We start from the raw sequence: 24,939 nt of genomic DNA on the forward strand, positions 1-24,939 counted from the left end.
TCCCCTGCCTCCGTCCACTTGCCCATGAATCCTGTTTCGCTTGCCTGGCTGATTTCCGCGCTCGCCACCGCGGGCGTCATCACGCGCCCGTTCGGCTGGCCCGAGGCCACGTGGGCCGTGAGCGGCGCGCTGCTGCTGGTCGGGTTGAACCTGTTGCCCGTCGCGCAGGCACTGGACGCCGTCGCGAAAGGCGGCGACGTGTACCTGTTCCTGACGGGCATGATGCTGCTGTCCGAGGCGGCCCGTCGCGAGGGGCTGTTCGACTGGGTCGCGACGCACGTCGTCAATCTCGCACAGGGATCGCCGCGGCGGTTGTTCGCGCTGATCTACGCGGTCGGCGTCGTCACCACGGTGTTCCTGTCGAACGATGCGACCGCCGTCGTGCTGACGCCCGCGGTCCTGGCCGCTGCGCGCCGCGCGAAGGCCGATCCGATGCCGCTGCTGTACAGCTGTGCGCTCGTCGCCAATGCCGCGAGTTTCGTGTTGCCGATTTCGAATCCCGCGAACCTGGTGCTGTACGGCGCGCACATGCCGGCCCTCGGCGTCTGGCTCGCGCACTTCGCGGCGCCGTCCGTCGCGTCGATCGCGTGCACGTTCGTCATGCTGCGGATCGTGCAGCGACGTGCGCTTTCCGGCCGTTGTGAGTCCGCGCTGCCGGTGCAGCCGCTGACCAGCGGCGGCCGCATCGCGCTGGCAGGCATCGCCGCAACGGCCGTCGCGCTGATGGCGGTATCGATCGCCGATCGCCCGCTCGGGTTGCCGACCGCGCTGGCGGGTGTCGTCACGGTCGCGTGCGTGGTGATGCGGGATCGCGCGGCGGGCGTGCCGATCGTTCGCGCGATTTCATGGAGCGTGTTGCCGCTCGTCGCGGGGCTGTTCGTCGTCGTCGAGACGCTCGACCGGACCGGCGCGGTGCGCGCGCTGGCGGGGCTGCTACACGCGCTCATGCAAAGCGGCGAGCACGTCGCGGCGGCCGTAGCCGGCGTCGCGGTCGCGCTGGTGTCGAACGGGGTCAACAATCTGCCCGCCGGGCTGATCGCGAGTTCGACGATCCACGTCGCGCACAGCCCGCAAACGGTGGTCGATGCAATGCTGATCGGCGTGGATCTCGGCCCGAACCTGTCGATCACCGGATCGCTCGCGACGATTCTGTGGCTGACGGCGATCCGGCGCGAAGGGCTGCAGGTCGGTTTCCGCGCATTCCTCGCGGTCGGCGCGTGCGTGATGCCGCCGGCGTTGCTGCTCGCGCTGGGCGCGCGGTTCGTGGTCGGCGGCTGACGCGACGCGCGATGCGCGTCGCGTCAGCCGTCCCGGCCGGCTTAGAACGAGTAAGCGAGCGACGCGAACAGGCTGCGCGGCGCGCCCGGCGCGACCCACAGGCTGTTGTACGAGCTGACGTAGGTGGTGCGATTGAACAGGTTGTTCAGCACGACCGACGCGCGCAGGTGCTTGTTGACCTGAACGTAGCCGTTGAGCTGCACGGTCGCGTAGGCCGGCAGCTCGAAGCCGTCCTGCGTGTTGGCCGTGTTGCCGGCGCGGCGCCCGACGTAGATCACGCCGGCGCCGGCGCCGGCCTTGTCCGCGAACGGCAGGGTCGTCTCGTACATCAGCAGCGCGCTGCCGCTCAGACGCGGCACGTCGACGAGGCGTGAGCCGGGCGCCAGCACGGTATCGCGCGTGACTTCGGCGTCGACGTACGCGAAATTGGCGATGCCGCGCAGGCCGTGGCCGAGATCGCCGCTCCATTCGAATTCGACGCCGCGGCTGCGTACTTCGCCGGCCGCGCGCGAGAAGCCGGCGTTCGCCGGATCGGCGGTGAGCACGTTGCGCTTGGTCACGTAGAACGCGGAGACGGTCGTGAGCGAGCGCGCGCCCGCCCATTTCGCGCCGGCTTCGTAGCCGTGGCCCTTTTCGGGATCGAACGCGTTGCCGCCGACGTCGGCGCCGTTGTTCGGCCGGAACGAATACGCGGTGTTCGCATAGAACGACCACGCGGGGCTCATTTCATACACGACGCCGATACGCGGGCTCACCGCGGTCTGCAACTGGCTCGTCGTCACGCCCTTCAGGCGGTTGTCGATCGACTGGTGGAAGCGATCCCAACGCAGCCCGGCCAGGATCTTCCAGTGCGGCCCGAACGCGAGCGTGTCCTGCGCGTAGACGCCTTGTCCGTTATCGCGTTCGAGCAGGTTGGTCGCGGTGCGCGGCGTCGGCGCGGGCTGGCCGTACACCGGATCGAAGATGTCGATCGCATACGGCGCCGCGGCGCTCGGCGTGGAGCGCGCGACGAACTGGTCGTAGTTGAAGCGATACGCATCGACACCCATCACGAGCGTATGGCCGATACCGCCCGTGCGGAACGAGCCGGTGGTTTCGACGCGGCCCTGCAGGTCGTTCGAGTGAAACGCGACTTGCCGGTAGCGGCGCCACAGCGTGCGGCCGTCCGGCTGCAATGCGAATGCCTCGGACGAGCGCCCCGACAGGTCGGTGTTGCGTTGCGCGACGCCCGCATTGATCGACCAGCTGGAATCGATGCGATGCTCGAGCGTGAACTGGTGGCCGGTGTTGCGCACGTCGTAGTCGCCGTCGCGCGGCTCGCCGAGAAAGCGCGACGCGGGGATCACGCCAAGCTGGCCGTTGACCGCCAGCACGCCGCGATCGAGCGGCGCGCGCTGACGCGCGCTCTCGAATTCGTAGTGCAGCGTCGTGTCCGCGCCGATGTCCCATGTGAACGACGGCGAGAACAGGTAGCGTTTGCTCGACACCGTGTCGCGAAAGCTGCCGTTGTTTTCGTTCATCGCGACGAAGCGGTACGCGAGCGATTTCGTGACGGGGCCGGTCGAATCGAGGGTCTGGCGCAGTGCGCCGTAGCTGCCGGCCGATACGCCGATGGTGTTCGCGCGTGCAAACTGCGGCTGCTTCGTCGTATAGCTGATGATCCCGCCCGGATCGCCGCGGCCATACAGCGCGGATGCCGGCCCCTTGAGCACTTCCATGCGCTCAAGGTTGACGGTGTCGCGCGGCACGCTCATCCCGCGATTCCACGAAAAGCCGTTGACCAGGTAGTCGGTGCCGGACGTGTTGCCGTCGCCGGCGAAGCCGCGCACCGCGTAGTTGTCCCACAGGCCGCCGAAGTTGTTCTGGCGCGACACGCCCGCGACCCAGTCGTAAAGCTCGTCGCCGCGCGTGGCGGCCACGGTCTGGATCAGCTTCGTGTCGACGCTGCTGACCGCGAACGGAATCTCCATCACGTCGGCCTCGCTGCGCGTCGCGCTCGTCGATTCGCGCGTGCGGAACGGCGCCGTCGCGCGTTGCGCGGAGATTTCGATGGTGGGCAGCGACGTTTCCTGCGCGTCGGCGGCGCCCATGCCGGTCGTGCCGACGACGATGGCCATCGGCGCGGCCGCCCAGTTCCTCCTGCTCATACCTCTCCTTTTCGTGTCGTTCGCGTTCGGGCACGGCGGGCGGCCTTGCGCCGACATCTGTGTTCCAAACAGTACATTTGCGCGGCAATTTAATGCAAATGAGAGGCATTTGCAATCGTAATTTTGAGAATGGATGCGGGAAGGGAAACGGTGCGCGTGGCGGACGCGGTCGATCGGGCGTAGCGGTTTCGTGAAATTCCGAATGGTGGGAAATGTGTCGTGTCGTGGTGGCGATCGGATATCGCGTCAACGTCCGCAATATGGGAAATTTGCAAGAAATATCGGGTAAACGTGGACCTTGGTGAAGTCATGGAATGTGAATTGGGTCGTTTGACAAATCCCGTAATTCGGGATTAAAGTAAAAACACTTCAGCCAAACCCGTCGAGCAGCCGCATGAACATCCCACAGTTGGACAGCGATACCGAAGCAAGAAGCGGGGCGAGCGTCGTGCTCGCCACTGCGCGAGACGCGGGCGTCGACGTTTGTTTCGCCAATCCCGGCACGACCGAGATGCCGTTCGTCGGTGCGTTCGACACCGTGGCCGGCGTGCGGTCGATCCTCGGGCTGTTCGAGGGCGTGTGCACGGGCGCGGCCGACGGCTATGGCCGCATGACCGGCAAGCCCGCGATGACGCTGCTGCATCTCGGGCCCGGCCACGCGAACGGCATTGCCAACCTGCACAACGCGCGCCGCGCCCGCACGCCGATCCTGAACATCGTCGGCGATCACACGCGCGAGCATCTGAAGTACGACGCACCGCTCACGTCCGACATCGAATCGCTCGCCCGTCCGGTGTCGGTGTGGTATCGCAGCGTGGCGCGCGACACGGATCTCGCGACGGATACGGCCGATGCGATTTCGGCCGCGATGGGCACGCCGCGCGGCGTCGCGACCCTCGTGCTGCCCGTCGACCTCCAGTCGGCCAGCGTGCGCGGCGCGGCGTGGCCCGCCGTCGTACGCCCGGCCGCGGTGTCGTTCGACGCCGCGCGGGTCGAACAGGTGGCCGATCTGCTGCTCGGCGGTCATCGCGCCGTCCTGCTGATGGGCGCCCGCGCGCTGTCGGCGCGCGGGCAGCGGGCGGCGGCACGCATCGCGGCGGCCACCGGCGCGACCTGCTTCAGCGAAACCTTTCCTGCGCGGGCGGAGCGCGGCGGCGGCCTGCCGGACATCGACCGCCTGCCTTATTTCCCCGAGCCGGCGCTCGCGGCGCTGGCCGGCCGGCGCGTGGTGCTGGCCGGCGCGCTCGCGCCCGTCACCTACTTCGGCTACGACGGCATTCCGGGCGAACTTGCGCGACCCGAGGACATCGTGACGCTGGCAACACCGGGCGATGCGGCGGACGACGCGCTGGAGGCGCTGGCCGATCGCATCGGTGCGGCGGCGAATGACGATGGCGTGCACGTCGAGCGCTGGCGCGTGGAGGACGGCCCGCTCACGCCGCAGGCCGTCGGCCGCGTGCTCGCGAATGCGCTGCCCGACGACGCGATCGTGTCGATCGAAGGCGGTACGTGCGGCTACCCGTTCGTGACCGCATCGGCGCGCGCACGTCGTCACACCATTTTGACGAACACCGGCGGCGCGATCGGCCAGGGCCTGCCGGTGGCGCTCGGCGCCGCCGTCGCGTGCCCGGACCGCCGCGTGTTCGCGCTGCAGTCCGACGGCAGCGCGCAATACACGATCCAGTCGCTGTGGACGATGGCGCGCGAGCGTTTGCCGATCGTGATGCTGATCGCATCGAACCGGCGCTACGGCATCCTGCAGACCGAACTCGCGCGCAGCGGCCTGCCGGCCGACACGCCGCACGCGAGCCGCCTGACGCAACTGGACGATCCGCCGATCGACTGGATCGCGCTGTCGCGCGGCTACGGCGTGCCGGCCGAACGCGTGGGCACGACGGACGCGCTGGTGCAAGCGCTCGACAACGCGCTCGCGCATACCGACGGGCCGACGCTCATCGAAATGCAGTTGTCCTGATCGCACAACGCGCTTCTTTCCTTAATCCCGACTCTCACCTTTCATCGACATGGATCTGCAACTGCACGGAAAAGCCGCGTTCATCACCGGCGGCAGCATGGGCATCGGCAAGGCGGTCGCGCTCGAACTGGCGCGCGAAGGCGTCAACGTCGCGATCGCCGCGCGACGCATCGAACACCTCGAAGCGGCGGCCGCCGAGATTCGCACGACGCTCGCGCCGCTCGGCGACGCGGCCGGCGCGATCCTGCCCGTCACGGTGGACACAACGGACATGGCGTCGATCGAAGCGGCGATGGCCGCGTGCGTCGAGCGCTTCGGCCGGCTCGACATCCTGCTGAACGGCGCCGCGCATCCGGGCGGGCTCGTGCGCGCCGAACTCGAACACGCTGACCCGCAGGGACTGCTGCAGGATATCGACATCAAGGTGGTCGGCTACCTGCGCTGCGCGAAGGCGGCCGCACCGTACATGCGGGCCAACGGCTTCGGCCGGATCGTCAACATCGGCGGCCTGACGGGCCGCGGCAGCAAGCAGCTGTCCGGCATGCGCAACGTGGCGATCGTGCACCTGACCAAGACGCTGTCCGACCAGCTCGGCCCGTTCGGCATCACGGTCAACACGATTCATCCGGGCGTCGTCGAGACGCCGCACATCCACGAGCTCTACGAGAAGGAAGCGCAGAAGCAGGGGCTCACGGCCGCGGAAGTCGAGGCCAACTACGTGAAGGTCACGCCGATCCGCCGCGTGCTGCAGCCGGAAGAAATGGGGTGGATCGTCGCGTTTCTCGCGTCGCCGAAGTCCGGCTCGATCACCGGCGAGTCGATCGGCTGCGACGGCGGGCTCACGCGCGGCATTTTTCTCTGACACAAGGAGCACTTCATGACCGCAACCGTACTGGTCGCCACCGCCGGGCAAGGCATCCTGCGCTCGAACGACGACGGCGAGACCTGGCATCGCCTCGGGCTTGCCGAGCCGATCGAGTTCGACGGCATCGTGCGCGCGCTCGCGGTGTGCCCGGCGACGCCGTCGCGCGTCTATGCCGGCGCCGATTCGGGGCTGTGCATCAGCGACGATGGCGGCGCGCACTGGTTCCGGCCCGAGAACCTGCTGAACGGGCAGACGGTCTGGTCGATCGCGATCGATCCGGCCAACCCGGCCGTGCTCTATGCGGGCACCGGCGCGCCGTCGCGCGCCGCGCTTTACAAGTCGAGCGACGCGGGCGCGACCTGGGCGCGAACGGCGCCCGAGTTTCCGGAGTTTTGCTCGGGCGTCAATCGTCCGCGGCTGCTGACGATCTGCGTGGACCCGGAAGACAGCCGCAACGTCTGGTACGGCGTGGAGGAGGGCGGCGCGTGGCGCAGCCGCGATGCCGGTGCGAGCTGGACGCGCGTGGACGGCCCCGGCACCGCGATCCGCAACAGCGACATTCATGCGATCGCCGTCGTGCCCGCCGCGCAAGGCCGGCCGAAGACCACGGTGCTGCTGACGGTCAACGCGGTGTACGTGAGCGAGGACGACGGCGTGACGTGGGACGGCAAGCTGTCGCGCGACCGCTTCGACGGGCTGTACTACACGCGCACCGTCGTGCAACTGCCGGAGCCCGAAGGCGACCTGCTGATGGCGATCGGCGACGGCACGCCGGGCAGCCGCAGCCGCATCTACCGCTCGACCGATCGCGGCCACGCGTGGCACGAGACGGATCTGCACACGCCGCCGAACTCCACGTTCTGGGCGTTCGGCGTGCATGCGGCCCGGCCGGCGCTCGTGTATGCGGGCACCAAGTACGGGCACCTGTTCCGCTCGCGCGACGGCGGCCGGAACTGGACCAAGGAATGGCGCGATTTCAGCGAGATCACGGCGGTGGCATGGACGCCGTTCGAGGCGCCGCTGGCCGCCCACGCGCAGTCGACCCACTGAGCGGAGCGAACGATGACACCGTCCGATATCCGCCAACGCGCCGAGCGTGCGAACGCGAGCGGCCTGCCGCTGCCGACGCCGCGCGTGCAACGCACCCACCTGTCGCTGTTCGTGCGCGATCCCGTTCGCTCGAGCACCTGGTATGCCGAGGTGCTCGGCATGATGGAAACCGCGCGCGGCGAGCAGTGGGTGTTCATGTCGTTCGGCCAGAAGCACCACGACATCGCGCTGATTCGCGCGGCGTCCGATGCGGAACTCGGCACGATCGGCCTGCAGCATTACGGCCTCGAAATCGCGGGCGGGCTGACCGAATTGCGCCGTCTGTACGGGATGCTGATTCGCCGCGACGTGCCGATCGTCAAGATCACCGATCACAAGGTCGGGATCGGCGTGTATTTCACGGACCCGGACGGCAACCGGCTCGAATTCTTCTGCGAAATGGTCACGGACGACGAAGAGGGCAAGCGCGTGCTGCATCGATACAACGCGCCGAGCGATCCCGTCCAGCTCGAACCGCTGTTCGACTGACGCACCGCCTTTCCATCCGCATCATCGACGTTTTATATAGGAATGCAAATGAGCAAGATCGCCAATTTCGAAGGCTTTCATATCCGCAAGTGGTACACGCAGATCGAGGATTCGCTCGCGAACGAAACCGGCCAGCTCGCGGATGGCGAGCCGTTGCGCAAGATCGTGATCGCCGCGGCCGTTCACAACCCGTACGCAGGGCGATTCAGCGAAAACCTCGACGATCTCGTGCGTCCGTCGCCCGCGCTCGGCAAGGAGTTTGCGCGACGCATCGAGTCGCTCGCCGACGGCCGCGCGATCGAGAGCTACGGCAAGGCGTGCCTGGTCGGTTCGGCCGGCGAATACGAACACGGCAACGCGTTCCTCACGTCGATCTTCGCGGAGCCGATCCGCGCGGCGCTGGGCGGCGGCAAATCGTGGGTGCCGTCGAGCGGCAAGCGCGGCCCGATCAATACGGTGATCGACGTGCCGCTCGCGCACAAGGATGCGCTCTACGTGCGCTCGCACTACGACACGGTGACGTGTCTGTTTCCCGATGCGCCGAACGACGACGAAGTGCTGGTGATCTTCGCGTTCGCGACACGCGGCCGGCTGCATGCGCGGCTCGGTGGGCTGAAGGCGAGCGAGATCGTCGGTCGCGACGGTCTGGTCTGAGCGCGCATGTCGGGCGAGGAGCAGATGATGAACACGGCGTCCGTCAACGATGGATGGATCGACAACGATGGACTGCGGCTGCACTACGTGAGCTGGGGGCGCGACGATGCGCCGACCGTGGTGATGCTGCACGGCCTGCGCAGTTACGCACATACCTGGGCGCCCGTCGCCGCTGCGCTGGCCGACCGCTACCGGGTCGTCGCGCTTGATCAGCGCGGGCGCGGGCTCAGCGATTGGGATCCGCGGCGCGACTACTACGCGGCGGCCTACGTGCGCGATCTCGACGCATTGGTGCGCGCGCTCGGCCTGCGACGATTCGTGCTGGTCGGGCACTCGATGGGCGGCGCCAATGCATTCGTCTACGCGGCGGCGCAGCCGGAACGGTACGCCGAAAGGCACGCCGAACGGCACGCCGAACGGCTCGCGGGCCTCGTGATCGAGGACATGGGCCCCGGCGCGTCGGCCGGCTCGCCGGGTTCCGAGCGCATCAAGCGCGAGCTGCAGGAAACGCCGGACGCGTTCGCGTCGTGGGACGACGCACGCGCGTTCTGGCGGCGCCAGCGGCCGAACATCGCGGAATCCGCGCTCGATTCGCGCATCGCGCATTCGCTGAAAGAAGGCGAGCCGGGCCGGATCGTCTGGCGGCACGACGCGCAAGGAATTGCGGCCGCACGGCTGGCGGCGACGCCGGAGCAGCTCGTCCATCTGTGGCCGTTGATCCTCAACCTGCACGTGCCCACGTTGCTGGTGCGCGGCGGCGACTCGGATTTCCTGTCCGCGGACGTGGCGGCCGAAATGGCGGCCGCCAATGCGGAAATCGAGCGGATCGACATTCCCGGCGCGACGCATTACGTGCACGACGATCAACCCGATGCGTTCAATCGCGCGTTGCGGTCGTGGCTCGATCGTCTCGAGGATCCTGCATGGCGCAGCGGAGGCGTGGGCGAATGAAAGCGAACAACCGGAACCGGACGTCGGTCGCGATCGTCGGCGCGGGGCCGAACGGCGTCGCGATGGCGAATCTGCTGGGCCTTTACGGCGTCGCGACGGTGATTATCGAGAAGGCGGCGGACGTCGTCGATTTTCCGCGCGCGGTCGGCATCGACGACGAAGCATTGCGGATGTTCCAGACCGCGAGGCTCGCCGACGAATTGAGCCGCGACATCATCCAGAACGTGCCGTTGCGCATGTTCAAGGCGAACGGCGAATGCTTTGCCGACATCCGCCCGTCGATACGCGAATTCGGCTGGTGGCGGCGCAACATCTTCATGCAGCAACTGGCCGAACACACGCTGCGCGCGGGGCTGGCGCGCTATCCGCACGTAGCGCTGCGGACCGGCGAGGAAGTGGTCGGCGTCGAACAGGACGACCGATGCGTCACGTTGCAGGTGCGCGCCGCCGACGGCAGGCAGTATGCGCTCGACGCCGACTACGTGGTGGCGGCCGACGGCGGACGCAGCCCGATGCGCGACTGGCTCGGCATCAAGCTGGCCGGCACGACGCATCCGATCAAATGGGTCGTGGTCGACGTGAAGAATGCCGGGCTCGACCAGCCGTGCACGGCGCTGAACTGCGACCCGCGCCGCCCGAACGTGTGCATCTATCTGCCGTTCAATTTCCGGCGCTGGGAGTTTCTCGTATTCCCGCACGAGGACGCAGAGGCGATCGCGCGGCCGGAATCGATCCGTGCGCTGATCGCGCCGTACGTCGACGACGTCGATCGTATCGAGATCGTGCGCGCGCGGACCTATACGCACCATTCTCGCGTGGCCGAGCGTTTCGTGGCGGGCCGCGTGGCGCTCGTCGGCGATGCTGCCCACCTGAGCCCGCCGTGGATCGGCCAGGGCCTGAACGCCGGCCTGCGCGACGTCGGCAATCTCGCGTGGAAACTCGCAGGCGTCGTGAACGGCACGCTGGATCCCGGCGTGATCGCTACCTACGAATCGGAACGCCGCGACCACGCGAAGGCGATGATCGATCTCGCGGACACGTTCGGTGCGATGCTGATGCCGACCAACCGGGTCGTCGCGTTTCTGCGCGACCGGTTCCTCGGGCTCGCGCGGTATGCGCCGGGCCTGAAGGACTACGTGCTGCAGATGCGGTTCAAGCCGATGCCGAGCTATACGCGCGGCGTCGTGCTGCCGGGCGCGCCGGGCGACGCGGCGGGCAGGATGATCGCGCAGCCCGACGTCGAAACGGCCGACGGCGTGCGCCGCAAGCTCGACGACGTGCTCGGCCCATGGTTTTCGATCGTCGGCTGGCAATGCGATCCGCAGGCGTGCCTGAGCGACGACGATCGCGCGTACTGGACGGCGCTGGGCGCGACCTTCGTTCAGGTCAACCGCTCGCGCAGCGGGACGGGCCGCGCGCGGCGCGTGACGAGCGCCCACGGCAGCGTGTGCGTCGAGGACGTCGACAACGCGCTGGCGGCATGGTTCGACCGGCATCGCGGCCCGCTCGTGGTCGTGCGCCCCGACCGCTACGTGGCCGCGCAGACGGACGCCGCCGGCATCGCAGGCGTGACCGCGGCGTTCCAGGCGTTTGCGCCGCGACAACGGGAGACCGCGGATGTTTGTTGAGCAACGCACGTACACGCTGGTGCCGGGCGGCGTCGCCGAGTATCTGCGGCTCTATGCGGAGTGCGGCCGCGCGCCGCAGGAGCACGCGCTCGGCACGATGGTCGGCTGTTTCGCGACGGAAGTCGGACCGCTGAATCAGCTCGTCTATCTGTGGGCGTTCGATTCGCTGGACGATCGGGCGCGGCGTCGTGCCGTGCTGATGGCCGATCCCGACTTCAGGACGTTTCGCGGCAAGGTCCGGCATCTGCTCGTCCGGCAGGAAAACCAGATTCTCCGACAGGAAATCGGCGGTCTGCTGCGTGCACCGCCATCGGCCGCGTGATGCGCGTTCGTTGCATGTCCGGCCTATCGTACAGTCTCTACCGAGGTATCCGTCTTGATCCCGTTTACGCCGCTGACTTCCCGCATGACGCCTGATGCGCAACGCGATTACGCGTCGCTCCATCTGTATATCGACGGCCGGTTCCTTCAGGCCGATGGCCGGCGCACGCAGCCCGTTCTCGATCCGGGAACCGGCAGCGTGCTCGGCGACTTGCCGCATGCGACGCCGGACGATATCGACGCCGCGGTGCGCGCCGCGCATCGTGCGTTCGCGACGTGGCGCCGCGAGTCGCCGCTCGCGCGCTCGGACATCCTGCGCCGCGCAGCTGCGCTGGTGCGCGAGCGGGCGCCGGCGATCGGCCGCCACATCACGATGGACCAGGGCAAGCCGCTTCGCGAGGCGATTGCCGAGGTCGTGTCGTCGGCCGAGCAGCTCGAATGGCATGCGGAGGAAGGGCGTCGCACCTATGGCCGCGTCGTGCCGTCGCGCTCGCCGGACGTCGCGCAGACGGTGCTGCGCGAACCGATCGGCGTGTGCGCGGCGTTCTCGCCGTGGAATTTTCCGTTCAGCCAGGCGATGCACAAGATCGCGGCCGCGCTTGCGTCGGGCTGCACGCTGGTGCTGAAAGGGCCGGAGGAATCGCCGAGCGCGATCGTCGCGCTCGCGCGGATCTTTCACGACGCCGGCTTGCCCGCGGGCTGCCTGAACATCGTCTGGGGCGTGCCGGCCGACGTGTCGAGGCAGCTGATCGAGTCGCCGCTCGTGCGCAAGATCTCGTTCACGGGTTCGGTGCCGGTCGGCAAGCAACTGGCGGCGCTCGCCGCGTCGCACATGAAGCGCATGACCATGGAGCTGGGCGGGCATGCGCCGGTGCTGGTCTGTGCGGACGCCGATATCGACCGCGCCGCGACGATGCTGGCCGCGTACAAGTTTCGCAATGCGGGGCAGGTTTGCGTGTCGCCGACGCGGTTCTTCGTGCAGCGTGCGGTGTTCGACCGGTTCGTCGGCGCGTATCTGGAAGCGGTCGGCAAGATTTGCGTCGGCTACGGGCTGGAAGAGGCGACCACGATGGGGCCGCTTGCGCATGCGCGACGCGTATCCGAGATCGACGCGTTCGTTGCCGACGCAAAGACGAAAGGGGCGAAGATCGCATGCGGCGGGACGCGCGTGGCCGGACCAGGGCACTACTTCGCGCCGACGGTCGTACTGGGACCGGCGCGCGACACGCGGCTGATGAACGAAGAGCCGTTCGGCCCGATCGTCGGGATCGTGCCGTTCGACGCGCTCGACGATGCGCTCGACGAAGCGAACCGCTTGCCGTTCGGCCTTGCGTCGTACGCGTTCACGACGTCGGCGCGCGATGCGCACCGGATCGGCCGCGCGCTCGAAGCCGGCATGGTCAACATCAATCACTTCGGGATGGGGCCGGCGGAGATTCCGTTCGGCGGCGTGAAGGACAGCGGTTTCGGCAGCGAGGGCGGAATGGAGACGTTCGACGGTTATCTGGTCACCAAATTCATCACGCAGATGAACTGACCGGATGTCGGTCGACCGTCGCGCGCGACGACGGTCGCATGCTCAGGTCGCGTCGCCGATCTGCGCGGTGGCGTCGATCAGCAGCTTGCCGAGCACGTGCTCGTCGAACAGCGCGAAGTGTTCGGCGCGAAAGACCAGCGACAGGCTGCTGTTGACCTCGCCGCTGCTGGCCGTGCGAATCGGCGCGGCGATGCCGACGAACCCTTCATCGAGTTCGCCGCGCGAGATCCAGTAGCCCGCGTCGACGATCTGCTGGCACGCGCGCCAGAACTGCGTCCAGTCGCTCGCGAACTCGCCGAGCTCGGCGTTGTGGCGTTCGTGCAGGCGCTTCAGCCGCGCGCGCGACATCGCGGCGACGATCACTTTCGACGACGCGCCCTGGAACAGCGGCATGATGCGGCCGCGGCCGAAACCGAGTTGCAGGTTCTCGGCGCCGGTTTCGTGCATCACGTTGATGATCTGTTCGTCGAACAGCGTCGACACGAGCGCATCGCCGCCGGTGACCTGAACCAGCTTCTGGATCACGGGCTTCGCGGCGGTGAGCGTCGGGTCCGACTGCCGCATGTTGTAGTCGAGATGGATGATGCGCGGGCCCAGCGTATAGCGGCCGTTGGTGCCGACGAGCAGGCCGACGGATGCCAGTTCCTTCACGTAGCGATAGCACGTGGTGCGCGAAAAGCCCATGTGTTCGGCGATTTCCTCGGCGGTCATCGACGTCGCCGACGAAGAGAAGACGTCGAGGATGGACAGCATTTTGGTGAGGCTCGACATGACGTAATCCGGGATCAGACGGCTTGCGGCTAGGGAACGTGAAGGGCGAGTGCGGTTTCGGGTTGCCGCGCTGCGGCACGAAATGCAGCGCGGCGGGCGACAGGCCGTAGTCTAACTTAAGTCGTGCGGGCGGCACCGGGAACCGCGTCGATGCTTGTATGGTATGCGTGCCGGCGCATCGACGTGACTCGCTTCGCCATCGATTGATATGGATTCCTATTTTAGACAATGAAATCGCACTGGATCGATGTTGCTGCCGCGCCGGCCGGTTCACGCGTGCATCGTCCGGGAAAATTCGATGAGGAGAAGCAGATGAAACGGTGGTTCCGGATGGTGGCATGGTGCGGCTGCGGTGCCGTCGCACCGGCGTTCGCGCAATCGAGCGTGACGCTCTACGGTTCGCTGGACACGGGCGTGACCTATACGAACGACGTGGCGTCCGCCCCGCGCGGCGGACGTCAGATCGCGTTGCAGGCCGGCGTGTCGCGCAACGACGTGTGGGGCGTGACGGGCAGGGAGGATCTCGGCGGCGCCGACTATGCGGTCTTCCGGCTCGAAAGCCAGTTCCAGACGTCCGACGGTGCGCTGACCGTACCCGGCTCCGCATTCAGTTCGCAAGCGTACGTCGGGCTCGGCGGCGACTGGGGGACCGTGACGCTCGGGCGCCAGTTCGATTTCGTCGGCGATCTCATGCCGGCTTTTGCAACCGGTGCGAACACGCCGGCCGGCCTGCTCGCGTGGGGCTTGCCCGCGAACGCGTCGGCGGGCGGCGCGCTCGACAACCGCGTATGGGGCGTCCAGGTGAACAATGCGGTGAAGTACGTGAGCCCGACGTTCGGCGGATTGTCGTTCGGCGGCCTGTGGGGATTCGGCAACGTGCCCGGCACGGTCGCGCGCAGCAGCGTGCAAAGCGCGATGCTGTCCTACACGCAAGGCGCGTTCAGCGCCGCGCTCGCTTATTTCGGCCAGCACGATGTAACTGCCGGTGGCAATCTGCGCAATGTCTCGGGCGGCGCAGGCTACAACGTCGGGCCGTTTCGTGTCTTCGGCATGGTGTCGGACGTGCGGATCAGCGCTGCCGCGCCGCTGCGGGCCACCACCTATGACGCCGGGCTGACCTATGCGGTCACGCCGGCGTTGCAACTGGGCGGCGGCTTCCAGTACCAGCAGCGCGGCGGCGACATCGGCTCGGCCAACCAGATCACGTTGAGCGCCGACTATTCGCTGTCGAAGCGGTCCGGCCTTTACGCGGTATTCGCACGCGGGCACGACAGTGCGTATGGCGCGCAGGTCGAGGCGGCGCTCGGCGGGGCGGCGTCCGGTTCGACGCAGACCGCGGTTCGGCTCGGCCTGCGGCATCAGTTCTGACGATGCGCGAGAAACACGGGCTGCCGCGTCCGTCGCGCGAGAGCCCGTGTTTCCCCACCCGGTTCAGAACCGATGCATCATCCCGACGCGCAACGCCAGCTGGTTGCGGCCCGACGACTGTCCGGCCGTGCCCAGCACGTGCGCGTAGTCGAAGTCGGTGCCGGTATGGCCGGTTGCATGCTGGTACGCGCCCTGGATGTACGTCGAGGTCCGCTTGCTCAGATCGTAGTCGAGCATCATCGACATCTGATGCCAGCTCGGCGACGCATCGCCTGCCGTCGTCGCGACATGCGCATGCGTGTAGGCATAGGCGGCGCCGAGCCAGAGGTCCGGCCGGAAGAAATACTGGCCGTTGACCTCGAAGTTGTCGAACTTCCACGCGTGCTGCGAGCCTGCGGCCGGCTGGTTCGCGAAGTACAGATTCGACTCGGGGTTGGTCACGTCGACGTGCGAATACGCGGCGGACAGCGTCAGCGTGTCGCTGAACTTGTACGACATGCCGGCATCGATGTTCTGCTGCGAGCGGCCGCTGAAGACCGTATCGTCGCTCGACAATGCACCGCCCGCGGTCGCGCCACCGTTGTTGGCCTTCAGGTACGCGACGGCGGCGGAGAACGCGCCCGCCTGGTACTGCACGGCGGCGCTATAAACGCGGTTCCGCGCGAAGCCCCCCGCCTGATTCGCGAGCCCGTAGAGCACTTCGCCCTTGAAGCCGGCGTAGGAGGGCGACACGTATTTGACGCTGTTCTGGATGCGGTAGTCCCAGTCGGCGTTGTCGTTGTCGTACGGGTGCGCGCCGAAGTCGCCGAGCCAGTTGCCGGTGGCCGTGAACGGGCTCCACATGTCGAGCGTGGGGTCGTACTGGCGGCCGAACGTGAGCGTGCCGAACCGGTCGGAATCGAGCCCGACGTAGGCTTGCCGGCCGAACATCCGCGACGTCACGCCGAGCGCGCCGGTGCTCGCGTTGAAGCCGTTCTCGAGCTGGAACAGCGCTCTGAGCCCGCCGCCGAGATCCTCGGTGCCTTTCAGCCCCCAGTTGCTGCCGACGGTATCGCCGCTGACCATCTGGTAAGCGTTGCTGCCGCCGGCGTTGCTCGTGAAGTTGACGCCTTCGTCGATCAGGCCGTACAGCGCCACGGTGCTTTGCGCATGGGCCGTCAGGCCGAATCCCATCGCGCTCGCGGCCGATACGGCCGCCATCATCTTCTTCATCGTCGATCTCCAGGTGTGGACGGCCCACGCGGCGCGGTGCGGTTTCCGACGGCATACGTCAGCACCGGACGCGTGTAGCGGGTCCGCTTGTCGTTAGTAAAACGAAATATTAAATTTGAAGAAAAGAGACCCGCCGCGATCGGGCGGACCGAATACGGAACCTCGCCGGGCGCGCGGTTCCGCGTGGCGGCGGCGTTACAGCATCCGCCGCAGCACGTCGTTTTCCGGGTTGCGGTCGAAGAACCGGTGTTTCAGCGCGCCAAGCACATGCAGCACGATGAGCGCGAGCAACATATAGGCGAGCGTTTTGTGCAGCCATTGAAACGCCTCGAACCAATGGTCGTTCTTCGGCAGCAACTCGGGTACGCGGAAAAAGAAGAACGGCACGCCGTCGCTCTGCGTATACGTGCTGGACATCGAATAGCCCATCAGCGGCACGATGATCGCGAGCGCATACAGCAGGTAGTGGCCGATCCTGGCGAGCGTGCGATCGAGCGTTGGCAGCGTGGAAGGCAGCGGCGGCAACGGCTTCATCGAGCGAATCGCCAGTTGCGTAACGACCACCAGCAGCGTGAGCACGCCGAATTCCTTGTGCGTCGGGTAGTACCAGTCGAACTTGGCCGGCAGGTTGTCGTCGAGCCGGACCATCGTCCAGCCGGTCCACAGCTGCGCGCCGATCAGGATCGCCCTGACCCAGTGCAGCAACCGAAGCGCGAGCGGGTATTTCTCCGCGGGGAATGCGATGGCCTGGTTTTCCATTTGATTTGTCTTCCTTTTAAACGAAACGGGGCACGCGGGATGCCGATCGTCGACTTCGGCGCCCCGCGGCGATCTTCGTCGAACCGAGGCCGGATGGCGATGCGCACGAGTCTTCGACGAAAGGCCCGTGCGCCGGGCCGGTTCGCGCGCTCAGGCGATCGCCGTCGATTCCGCGCAGCACTCCTGCAACGCCTCGCGCAGCGTCACCGCGATGAAGTCGGCTTCGTCCTGCCGCAGCGTCAGCGGCGGCGACATCACCACCTTGTTCGCGATCGCCCGCACCAGCACGCCGCGCCGGCGCGCGGCATCGGCCACGCGGGCGGCGAACCCCTTGCCCGGATCGAGCGGCGTGCGGCTGGCCTTGTCGGTCACCAGGTCGAGCGCCAGCATCAGCCCCTTGCCGCGGACGTCGCCGACGGTCTCGAAGTCGGCCTCCAGCGGCAGCAATTGCTCGAGCAGGCGCTGGCCGACCCGCGCCGCATTGCCCGGCAGATCCTCGGCCTCGACGATGTCGAGCACCGCGAGCGACGCGGCGCACGCGAGCGGATGCCCGCTGTACGTATAGCCGTGCATGACCACGTGCGAGAAGCCCGCGCCATGTTCGATCGCGTCGGCGATGCGCCCGTTGTACAGCGTCGCGCCGAGCGGCACGTAGCCGGCGGAAATGCCCTTGGCGACGCACAGGATGTCGGCGGCGACGCCCCAGCCGCGGCTGCCGAGCAGGCTGCCGGTGCGGCCGAAGCCGGTGACCACCTCGTCCGCGATCAGCAGGATGCCGTTACGGTCGCACACGGCCCGCACGCGCGCCCAGTAATCAGCCGGCGGGACGATCAGGCCGCCGGCGCCCTGCACCGGTTCGGCGACGAACGCGGCGATGGTCTGCGGGCCGTGGAACGCGATCGTTTCCTCGAGCTGCCGGATGCAGTGCTCGACGAGTTGTTGCGGATCGTCGCAATTCCACGGATTGCGATAGAGCCAGGGCGTGTCGAGCAGCACGCAGCCGGGCAGCAGCGGGCCATGATTGTAATGGTAGACGCCGTTGCCGCCGATCGACGTGCCGCCCATGTGCACGCCGTGATAGCCGTTGCGCAGCGACAGGAATTTCGTGCGCGACGGCTCGCCCGCGGCGACCCAGTACTGGCGCGCCATCTTGAGCGCGGTCTCGATCGCGTCGGAGCCGCCGCTGCCGAACATCACCCGCTGCATGTCTTCCTGCGCGAACATCGCGCACAGGCGGTCGGCCAGATCGTAGACGCGCGGATGGGCGACGCCGTCGAAGGTCTGGTAGTACGACAGCGCGTCCATCTGCCGCGCGATCGCGCTTTTCACTTCCGGCCGGTTGTGGCCGACGTTGACGTTCCACAGTCCGCCGACGCCGTCGAGCATGCGGTGGCCGTCGACGTCGTACACGTAGTTGCCGTCGCCGCGCTCGATGATCACGGTGGGAGTCGTATGCCCGGCGGCCGCCGAGCTCATCGGGTGCCAGAATCGTTTTTGACGCTTTTGATAGTCCATGGTGTCTCTCGTCTCTCTTGCGAAGTACTTGAACAGGGTTGGGGCGCGGTGTGCGCCGTCGGGTCACAGGGCTGCGGTGACGATCTTTTCCTCGAGATACGAATCGAGCGCGGCCTTCGACAGGTCGCGCCCGATCCCGCTTTGCTTGGTGCCGCCCCACGGCAGGCGCGCGTCGATCGGGCTCCACGCATTGATCGCGACCGCGCCGACGTCGAGCCGCTCGGCGACGCGGTGCGCGGTGCCGACGTCCTGCGTCCACACCGAAGCGGAGAGACCGAACGGCGTGTCGTTGGCGATGCGGACGGCGTCGTCCTCGGTCTCGAACGGCATCACCATGCCGACCGGGCCGAACACCTCGTCGCGGGCGATCCGCATGCCCGGATGAACGCCGCCCAGAATCGTCGGGCGCATGAAGCAGCCGCGCGGCGGCACCTGCTCGTCGCCGGCGAGCATCACCGCGCCTTCGGCGAGCGCGCCGTCGACGAGCGCGCGTACCCGCGCGAGGTGGCGCGGGTTGATCAGCGCACCCATCTGCACGCCGGGCTCCGACGGCGGACCGACGCGCATCGCGCGAGCTGCGTCGGCAAGCCGTTCTTCGAGTGCCTGCGCGATCGAGCGATGTGCGAGCACGCGCGAGCCGGCCGCGCACGTCTGCCCCTGGTTCGCGAACATGCCGGCCATCAGCGACGGAATCGCCCGGTCGAGATCGGCATCCGCAAACACGATCTGCGCGGCCTTGCCGCCGAGTTCGAGCGTGACGCGCTTGAAGGTCTTCGCTGCCACGCCCGCGATCGCGCGGCCGACTTCGGTGCTGCCGGTGAAACTGATCTTGTTCACGAGCGGGTGCGCGACCAGCGCGGCGCCGACTTCCGCGCCGACGCCGTGCACGATGTTGACGACCCCGGCGGGCAGGCCGGCTTCGCAGACGAGTTCGCCGAGCCGGGCGACGGCCAGCGGCGTGTCCTCCGACGGCTTGATGACCGCCGGACAGCCGGCCGCGAGCGCCGGCGCGAGCTTCCACACCGCGATCATCAACGGCGCGTTCCACGGGATGATCTGACCGGCGACGCCCACCGGCGCGCGCCGCGTGTAGCTGAGCGTCGGGCGGCCCATGAAGCCGTCGGTCGGAATCGTGCGGCCCTCGAGCTTGTCGGCCCAGCCGGCGAAATAGCGCAGCGTGTCGATGCACATCGGCAGGTCCATCATCCGCATCTCGGCAAGCGGGCGCCCTTGTTCGACGGCCAGGCATTCCGCCAGTGCGTCACGGTCGCGCTCGACCAGGTCCGCCAGCCGAAGCAGCCAGCGCGCGCGCGCCGAGCCGCCCGCGCGGGCCCACGCGTCGCCGTGCAGCGCGGCGTGCGCGGCACGCACCGCGCGATCGACGTCTTCGGCGGTCGATGCGGGCACGGCGGCCACGTAGTCGCCGGTCGCCGGCGCCAGCTTTTCGAAGGTACGGCCGGCCGCTGCGTCGCAATGCCTGCCGTCGATCAGATTCTGAATTTTCATCATGGTGTTCCGTGTTTCCCAGGGGCGAATCGTCGGGCCGAACGGGTGAGGGCGATGACAACGGCCACCGTCAGGCTTCGACGTCGCATTCACTGTATGTCGATGAAAACGCGCGCCTTGTCCGCTATCGGCAATCGTTGCGGCGCGATCGGGATAGGGAATACCCGTGCCGGCGCGACGCATCGAGAATCGCGTCGGCAGCGGGAAATGCGCGGGAAGCGAACAATGAGACGACGGTGCGGCGCGGCACCGTCCGGTCGGCGGCTACTGGGCGGCGCGCCCGAGTTCGCGATACAGGTCCGGGTCGCTGCGCTTCAACCGCAGCGCGGCGCGGATGCCGAGCGCACCGACGGCGACGAGGAAATACGGAAACATCGCGACGAAGGTCGAATCCGATCCGCTCAGCACGGACAGGTTGCGCACGACGAGCACGAGGCACGCACCGAGCGCGATCATGCTGACGAGCGGCGCGATCAGGCGGTGCACGACGCCGGCGTCGCGGTGATCGCGCGCGAAGAACGCGATCACCGACGCCGCCACCAGGATCTGCACCGCGATGATGCCGATCGTGGCCAGCGCGCTCATCCACGAGAACACGACCGCGAACGGATCGAGGCGGAACGCGGCCGACCCGGCGATGGCCGCGAGCGCGATCAGCGTCTGCACCTTGCCGGCGACGTCCGGGCAACGATGCACCGGGCACGTATGGCCGAGCTTGCGCCACAGCACGCGTTCGCGGCCCATCGCGTAGAAATAGCGCGTGATCGTGTTGTGGAACGACAGGATGGCCGCGAACAGGCTCGTGACGAGCAGCACGTTCATCGCGTCCGTCGCGATGCTGCCGAGCAGCCGGCCGCTGACGGCAAACCACAGATTGGCCGGATCGCGCGCGGCCTGCGCGGCGATCGCGCGCTCGCCCCACGCCTCGACGATCGCCCACGACGACAGCGCGTAGAACGCCATGATGAGGATCACGGCGAGGTAGGTGGCGCGCGGAATCGTGCGCTTCGGGTCGCGCGCCTCCTCGGAGAAGATCGCGGTCGCCTCGAAGCCCATGTACGAGCCGAGCACGAACACGAGCGCGGTGCCGAGCCCGGGCGCGAACACCATCGCGGGGCTGAACGGTTTCGCGCTGAAGCCGCCGGCACTCGCGCCGTGCACGACGATCGCGAGATCGAGCAGCATCACGATCGCGATTTCGCCGATCATCAGCATGCCGAGCAGCCGGCCGCTGAACTCGATGCGCCGCGCGCCGCAGAAGTGGACCGCGACGACGCACGCGAGCGCGAACGCCCACCACGGCACGTCGACGCCGTAGTGCCGCTGGATGCTGTCGTTCAGAAAGAAGCCGAACACGCAGTAGATCGCGATCTGCACCGCGTTGTACGCGACGATCGCGACGAACGCGCCGCCCACGCCGGCGGGGCGTCCGAGCCCGTTCGCGATGTACGCGTAGAACGCGCCCGCATTGGAGATGTGCCGGCTCATCGCCGCATAGCCGATGCTGAAGATCAGGTACATGACGCCGGCCAGCACGAATACGCCGGGCACGCCGGGGCCGTTGCCGAGCGAGAATGCCGCGGGCGTCGCGCCGACCATCGCGGTGAGCGGCGCGGCCGCGGCGACGACGAAGAAGACGATGTGGGAGAGTCCGACGGCGTTCTTGCTGAGCCCCGCTTCGGACCGGGGTGACGATTCGTTCATGATGGGTCCCGCTGGCCGGCTCGTCCGTCAGGAGTCGACACCGGCATGCCTGATCGATATCCCCGTGCCGCGCGCCGATCCTGACGTGCCGGCAATCGATGCCGACCTCCGCCGACGACACAGGTATGCGCTTGGACGGCCGCTCGATGCGGTGCAGCGCATGCGAGCAGGGCCGACGACAAAATTTACGGTGCCGAAAAAACGGGCGTTGTCCGTAATCGGCAATCCGCATGGGCGGGGGCGGCAGGGGATTACCCGGATGCGACGCCGCCATGCGTCTGTCGCGGGCTCAGCTCAGGCGCGGCGTGTGCGACGGCAGTTCGTGGAAATGCTGCTGGTAGTACGCGGAGAAGCGTCCGAAGTGGCAAAAGCCGAATTGCGCCGCCGCGTCGCCGATCCGCATCGTGTCGGGCGTCGTCATCAGGAAGCGGCGCACGGCGTTCAGCCGGATCGAGCGGAGATAGGCGGTCGGCGTGGTGCCGACCACGTTCTGAAAGCTGTATTGCAGCGTGCGGCGGCTGATCCGCAGGTGATGACAGAGATCGATGACCGTCGGTACGTCGTCGGATTCCAGCGCGATTTCCTGGCTGCGCCGCACGATGTAGCTTTGCGTCGAGGCCGACGGCAGCGCACCGGCATCCGGGTCGTCGGGCTGCACGAGGTCGAGCAGGATGCCGACCAGACTGTGCGCGAGCACGCGTTCGTCGAACGCATCGCGCGCGGTGAGCGAACCGCTGTCGAGCGCCTGGCCGAGCACGCGTTCGAGGCCGTCCAGCGCGTTGCGGTAGCGTGCGGGCGAGATCGGCAGCACCGGCTGCTTCAGGAAACGTGCGGGCAGGTTCGCGAGTTCGTCCACCTCGCGATCGGCCGCGAGCGTGCGGTCGATCGTGAACGCGAGCACCTCGGTGTCGCACGGCAGGTGGGCGACGAATTCCTCGCCGCCGCGAAGCGTCAGCAGGCTCGGCCGCTCGACGGTGCGCCCCTGGACCACGGGCGCGACCGCACTGGCGATCGGCAGCGCGAAGCAGAGCCGGTCGCGCGGCGCGAGGCCGTGCTGCATCACGCGCTGGTTGATGCGTTCGCGAAAGACGTGAAAACGCTGGCCGGCGACCTGGCGCAGCGTGGTCGTCGCGGTGCCCGGACTGATCTGGTCGTAGTGCTGCGACCAGTTCACGATCGCCTGGGAATGGAGGAACACATCCGAGAAGCACAGTGTTTCAGCGCGCAGGTTCATGGCGTGGCGAATGCATCCCGTTTCAAATTCGATGCCGGCCGAAGCCGGCTCATGCTGCCGGCGCGGGCAGCGCGATCGCGCCATGCGCGCGCCGCCCGGATGGCTTTCCGAACGCGCGGTGCGACGCGGTCAGTCCTGCCGACGATCATATCCAGAAAAAAACACCGCGTGACGCGATCGAAAAGTCCGGTGGCGTTTGTCGAGCGAGCGGCCCGCGGAGGGCGGCGGCGCATAGCCAAACCGAAAGAAATTCGGGGGTGCCGGGCGATATCGACTGACGAATGTCGTTGACAACCCTATTTTTTAAAATCTCATTATAGGGGATTAAACTTATTTTTGCGGTGGGATTTGCACATGGCGTCACGCGCTGCCGAGTAACGGGGGCTTCATGGTCAACACGATCGCGCACCATCGGTATTTTCTTACAAAACTGTCGGATGCCGATTCACGTCATGGCCCAGGCTACGCGCGATTCCTCCTCTCGTGTTAACTACCAATAAATCCCGAAATACGGGATTTGTATAATTACCCCGCAACGCCTCGCCTGTTCGTGACGCTTGTCCACATACCGGGAGCGGTCCATGTCCGAGTCACCCCCTGCCTTGTTGTATCGCCGGATCGCGCTGCGCGTGATTCCGTTTCTGTTCGTCTGCTACGTCGTCAACTTCATCGATCGCGTCAACATCGGGTTCGCCAAGCTGCAGTTCCTGCAGGATCTCGGCTTGAGCGAAGCCGTATTCGGCTCCGCGACGGCCATCTTCTTCATCAGTTACGCCGCGTTCGAGGTGCCGAGCAACCTGCTGCTGGCGCGCATCGGCGCGAGCCGCACGCTGATGCGGATCATGGCGCTGTGGGGCCTGTGCACGGTCGCGCAGATGTTCGTGACCGGCAGCGTGTCGCTGTACGTGGTGCGGTTTCTGCTCGGCGCCGCCGAGGCCGGCTTCTTTCCGGGCCTGATCCTGTACCTGTCGTACTGGTTTCCGGATAGGGTGCGCGCCCGCGTCAACAGCGTGCTGCTGCTCGCCGTTCCGGTCGCGGGGATGATCGGCGGACCGCTGTCCGGCTGGATCATGGCGCACCTGCAGGACACGATGGGGTTGCGCGGATGGCAGTGGCTGTTCCTGATCGAGGGATTGCCGGCCATTGCGCTCGGGCTGGTTGCGCCGCTGATGCTGAGCGACCGGCCGGAACGGGCGGCATGGCTGTCGCCTGCGGACCGGCAGGCGCTGTTGCGCGATCTGGACGCGGAGCGGGCGTCGGCCGTGGTCGGCCATGACCGAACGGGCGTGCTCGACATCGTTCGCCACGCGCGCGTGCTGGGGCTGGCGGCGATCTATTTCTGCGTCTACGTCGGGATGGGGACGGTGACGTTCTGGTCGCCCACGGTGCTGAAGGCGGCCGGGGTCGCGAGCGTTACCGGAATCGGTTGGTTGTCCGGATTGATTTCCGTGTTCACGATGATCGGCAACGTGGCGATCGCATGGAGTTCCGACCGATACGGCGAGCGCCGCTGGCATACGGTGGCTTGCATGCTCGTCACCGCGTGCAGTCTGCTGCTCCTGCGCTTCTCGGTCGGCCATGTAGGAGTCACCGTCGCGTTGCTGGCGATCGCGCAGCTGTGCGCGTTCACCGTGCCGATCGTGTTCTGGACGATTCCGGCTGCCCAGCTGACCGGCCGCGCGGCGGCAGCCGGCATCGCGGTGATCAGCATGCTGGGTTCGCTCGGCGGCGCGTTCAGTTCGTGGCTGGTCGGCATCCTGTTCGCACGTACCGGCGCGCCGTATGCCGGGTTCGCGGTGGTCGCGGGGCTGCTGGTGGTCGGCGCGGTGCTGGTGACGAGCCTGGTGCCGCGCACGCTGCCGTCGCGCCGCACGGCGAGCGAACGGGCCGCGTGGCAGGGCGTCGAATAGCGCGTTGCCGCGCCCTCGCCGACGCG

General features: G+C 67.4%; 20 protein-coding genes. 12 read left to right on the forward strand and 8 right to left on the reverse strand.

What is annotated here, in order from left to right; genetic code table 11:
• Positions 1-24: 24 nt before the first annotated feature.
• Positions 25-1,278: an arsenic transporter gene (locus J8I35_RS02035; protein WP_124555380.1), complete on the forward strand. Its 1,254-nt coding sequence runs from the start codon at positions 25-27 to the stop codon at positions 1,276-1,278.
• A 41-nt stretch (positions 1,279-1,319) separates the two neighbouring features.
• On the opposite strand, the gene J8I35_RS02040 is transcribed toward J8I35_RS02035, so the two are convergent.
• Complete coding sequence (locus J8I35_RS02040) at positions 1,320-3,425, reverse strand: TonB-dependent receptor (protein WP_209924323.1); 2,106 nt, start codon at positions 3,423-3,425, stop codon at positions 1,320-1,322.
• Between the two features lie 394 nt (positions 3,426-3,819).
• Here J8I35_RS02040 and J8I35_RS02045 point away from each other — a divergent pair, with 394 nt between their 5' ends.
• The 9 genes from J8I35_RS02045 to J8I35_RS02085 all read left to right on the forward strand — a co-directional run bounded on the left by J8I35_RS02045 (position 3,820) and on the right by J8I35_RS02085 (position 12,934).
• Entirely contained in the window at positions 3,820-5,400 is a 1,581-nt protein-coding gene (locus tag J8I35_RS02045; protein ID WP_209924324.1) for an acetolactate synthase large subunit, read from the forward strand.
• Between the two features lie 49 nt (positions 5,401-5,449).
• A complete protein-coding gene (locus J8I35_RS02050; protein WP_209924325.1) occupies positions 5,450-6,262 on the forward strand; it encodes an SDR family oxidoreductase in 813 nt (270 codons plus the stop codon).
• Between the two features lie 15 nt (positions 6,263-6,277).
• Positions 6,278-7,315 carry a sialidase family protein gene (locus J8I35_RS02055; RefSeq protein WP_209924326.1) on the forward strand — a complete coding sequence of 346 codons (1,038 nt, stop codon included), beginning with the start codon at positions 6,278-6,280 and terminating at the stop codon, positions 7,313-7,315.
• Between the two features lie 12 nt (positions 7,316-7,327).
• The gene (locus J8I35_RS02060; RefSeq protein ID WP_089490437.1) at positions 7,328-7,843 is read left to right on the forward strand and encodes a VOC family protein; all 516 of its coding nucleotides are present in this window, start codon (positions 7,328-7,330) and stop codon (positions 7,841-7,843) included.
• A gap of 48 nt (positions 7,844-7,891) precedes the next feature.
• The gene (locus J8I35_RS02065; protein ID WP_023476921.1) at positions 7,892-8,497 is read left to right on the forward strand and encodes an amino acid synthesis family protein; all 606 of its coding nucleotides are present in this window, start codon (positions 7,892-7,894) and stop codon (positions 8,495-8,497) included.
• A 27-nt stretch (positions 8,498-8,524) separates the two neighbouring features.
• Positions 8,525-9,448: an alpha/beta hydrolase gene (locus J8I35_RS02070; protein ID WP_209924327.1), complete on the forward strand. Its 924-nt coding sequence runs from the start codon at positions 8,525-8,527 to the stop codon at positions 9,446-9,448.
• Positions 9,445-11,076, forward strand: a complete 1,632-nt coding sequence (locus tag J8I35_RS02075; RefSeq protein ID WP_209924328.1) for a bifunctional 3-(3-hydroxy-phenyl)propionate/3-hydroxycinnamic acid hydroxylase — start codon at positions 9,445-9,447, stop codon at positions 11,074-11,076. The genes J8I35_RS02070 and J8I35_RS02075 overlap by 4 nt, the downstream gene beginning before the upstream one ends.
• Positions 11,066-11,398: an NIPSNAP family protein gene (locus J8I35_RS02080; protein ID WP_050016779.1), complete on the forward strand. Its 333-nt coding sequence runs from the start codon at positions 11,066-11,068 to the stop codon at positions 11,396-11,398. The genes J8I35_RS02075 and J8I35_RS02080 overlap by 11 nt, the downstream gene beginning before the upstream one ends.
• A gap of 84 nt (positions 11,399-11,482) precedes the next feature.
• On the forward strand, positions 11,483-12,934 hold the full coding sequence (locus J8I35_RS02085; protein ID WP_209924499.1) for an NAD-dependent succinate-semialdehyde dehydrogenase: 1,452 nt from the start codon (positions 11,483-11,485) through the stop codon (positions 12,932-12,934).
• 42 nt (positions 12,935-12,976) lie between these two features.
• Here the strand turns inward: J8I35_RS02085 and J8I35_RS02090 are convergent, their stop codons facing one another.
• Positions 12,977-13,705, reverse strand: a complete 729-nt coding sequence (locus tag J8I35_RS02090; RefSeq protein ID WP_039356037.1) for an IclR family transcriptional regulator — start codon at positions 13,703-13,705, stop codon at positions 12,977-12,979.
• Between the two features lie 312 nt (positions 13,706-14,017).
• On the opposite strand from J8I35_RS02090, the gene J8I35_RS02095 reads away from it, so the two are divergent.
• Complete coding sequence (locus J8I35_RS02095; protein ID WP_050016836.1) at positions 14,018-15,073, forward strand: porin; 1,056 nt, start codon at positions 14,018-14,020, stop codon at positions 15,071-15,073.
• A 63-nt stretch (positions 15,074-15,136) separates the two neighbouring features.
• On the opposite strand, the gene J8I35_RS02100 is transcribed toward J8I35_RS02095, so the two are convergent.
• The 6 genes from J8I35_RS02100 to J8I35_RS02125 form a co-directional block, all read right to left on the reverse strand.
• Positions 15,137-16,285, reverse strand: a complete 1,149-nt coding sequence (locus J8I35_RS02100; protein ID WP_209924329.1) for a porin — start codon at positions 16,283-16,285, stop codon at positions 15,137-15,139.
• Between the two features lie 195 nt (positions 16,286-16,480).
• A complete protein-coding gene (locus J8I35_RS02105) occupies positions 16,481-17,044 on the reverse strand; it encodes a cytochrome b/b6 domain-containing protein (RefSeq protein ID WP_209924330.1) in 564 nt (187 codons plus the stop codon).
• 150 nt (positions 17,045-17,194) lie between these two features.
• Complete coding sequence (locus J8I35_RS02110; protein ID WP_209924331.1) at positions 17,195-18,559, reverse strand: aspartate aminotransferase family protein; 1,365 nt, start codon at positions 18,557-18,559, stop codon at positions 17,195-17,197.
• Positions 18,560-18,622: 63 nt separating this feature from the next.
• Complete coding sequence (locus tag J8I35_RS02115) at positions 18,623-20,068, reverse strand: aldehyde dehydrogenase family protein (protein WP_209924332.1); 1,446 nt, start codon at positions 20,066-20,068, stop codon at positions 18,623-18,625.
• Between the two features lie 261 nt (positions 20,069-20,329).
• Positions 20,330-21,769 carry an APC family permease gene (locus J8I35_RS02120; protein ID WP_209924333.1) on the reverse strand — a complete coding sequence of 480 codons (1,440 nt, stop codon included), beginning with the start codon at positions 21,767-21,769 and terminating at the stop codon, positions 20,330-20,332.
• 289 nt (positions 21,770-22,058) lie between these two features.
• Positions 22,059-23,003 carry a helix-turn-helix domain-containing protein gene (locus J8I35_RS02125; RefSeq protein WP_050016792.1) on the reverse strand — a complete coding sequence of 315 codons (945 nt, stop codon included), beginning with the start codon at positions 23,001-23,003 and terminating at the stop codon, positions 22,059-22,061.
• Positions 23,004-23,584: 581 nt separating this feature from the next.
• On the opposite strand from J8I35_RS02125, the gene J8I35_RS02130 reads away from it, so the two are divergent.
• The gene (locus J8I35_RS02130; protein WP_209924334.1) at positions 23,585-24,913 is read left to right on the forward strand and encodes an MFS transporter; all 1,329 of its coding nucleotides are present in this window, start codon (positions 23,585-23,587) and stop codon (positions 24,911-24,913) included.
• Positions 24,914-24,939: the final 26 nt, after the last annotated feature.

Origin of the sequence: Burkholderia sp. CpTa8-5, assembly GCF_017815045.1 — a bacterium.
Lineage (GTDB): Bacteria > Pseudomonadota > Gammaproteobacteria > Burkholderiales > Burkholderiaceae > Burkholderia > Burkholderia sola.

What these genes read in the sequence shown, in the direction of transcription:
- J8I35_RS02120 (WP_209924333.1), bottom strand. Translation starts at nt 21,769, where the DNA reads ATGAACGAATCGTCACCCCGGTCCGAAGCGGGGCTCAGCAAGAACGCC.
- J8I35_RS02065 (WP_023476921.1), top strand. Translation starts at nt 7,892, where the DNA reads ATGAGCAAGATCGCCAATTTCGAAGGCTTTCATATCCGCAAGTGGTAC.
- J8I35_RS02055 (WP_209924326.1), top strand. Translation starts at nt 6,278, where the DNA reads ATGACCGCAACCGTACTGGTCGCCACCGCCGGGCAAGGCATCCTGCGC.
- J8I35_RS02085 (WP_209924499.1), top strand. Translation starts at nt 11,483, where the DNA reads ATGACGCCTGATGCGCAACGCGATTACGCGTCGCTCCATCTGTATATC.
- J8I35_RS02090 (WP_039356037.1), bottom strand. Translation starts at nt 13,705, where the DNA reads ATGTCGAGCCTCACCAAAATGCTGTCCATCCTCGACGTCTTCTCTTCG.
- J8I35_RS02110 (WP_209924331.1), bottom strand. Translation starts at nt 18,559, where the DNA reads ATGGACTATCAAAAGCGTCAAAAACGATTCTGGCACCCGATGAGCTCG.
- J8I35_RS02070 (WP_209924327.1), top strand. Translation starts at nt 8,525, where the DNA reads ATGAACACGGCGTCCGTCAACGATGGATGGATCGACAACGATGGACTG.
- J8I35_RS02100 (WP_209924329.1), bottom strand. Translation starts at nt 16,285, where the DNA reads ATGAAGAAGATGATGGCGGCCGTATCGGCCGCGAGCGCGATGGGATTC.
- J8I35_RS02105 (WP_209924330.1), bottom strand. Translation starts at nt 17,044, where the DNA reads ATGGAAAACCAGGCCATCGCATTCCCCGCGGAGAAATACCCGCTCGCG.
- J8I35_RS02095 (WP_050016836.1), top strand. Translation starts at nt 14,018, where the DNA reads ATGAAACGGTGGTTCCGGATGGTGGCATGGTGCGGCTGCGGTGCCGTC.
- J8I35_RS02040 (WP_209924323.1), bottom strand. Translation starts at nt 3,425, where the DNA reads ATGAGCAGGAGGAACTGGGCGGCCGCGCCGATGGCCATCGTCGTCGGC.
- J8I35_RS02080 (WP_050016779.1), top strand. Translation starts at nt 11,066, where the DNA reads ATGTTTGTTGAGCAACGCACGTACACGCTGGTGCCGGGCGGCGTCGCC.
- J8I35_RS02075 (WP_209924328.1), top strand. Translation starts at nt 9,445, where the DNA reads ATGAAAGCGAACAACCGGAACCGGACGTCGGTCGCGATCGTCGGCGCG.
- J8I35_RS02050 (WP_209924325.1), top strand. Translation starts at nt 5,450, where the DNA reads ATGGATCTGCAACTGCACGGAAAAGCCGCGTTCATCACCGGCGGCAGC.
- J8I35_RS02115 (WP_209924332.1), bottom strand. Translation starts at nt 20,068, where the DNA reads ATGATGAAAATTCAGAATCTGATCGACGGCAGGCATTGCGACGCAGCG.
- J8I35_RS02045 (WP_209924324.1), top strand. Translation starts at nt 3,820, where the DNA reads ATGAACATCCCACAGTTGGACAGCGATACCGAAGCAAGAAGCGGGGCG.
- J8I35_RS02125 (WP_050016792.1), bottom strand. Translation starts at nt 23,003, where the DNA reads ATGAACCTGCGCGCTGAAACACTGTGCTTCTCGGATGTGTTCCTCCAT.
- J8I35_RS02130 (WP_209924334.1), top strand. Translation starts at nt 23,585, where the DNA reads ATGTCCGAGTCACCCCCTGCCTTGTTGTATCGCCGGATCGCGCTGCGC.
- J8I35_RS02060 (WP_089490437.1), top strand. Translation starts at nt 7,328, where the DNA reads ATGACACCGTCCGATATCCGCCAACGCGCCGAGCGTGCGAACGCGAGC.
- J8I35_RS02035 (WP_124555380.1), top strand. Translation starts at nt 25, where the DNA reads ATGAATCCTGTTTCGCTTGCCTGGCTGATTTCCGCGCTCGCCACCGCG.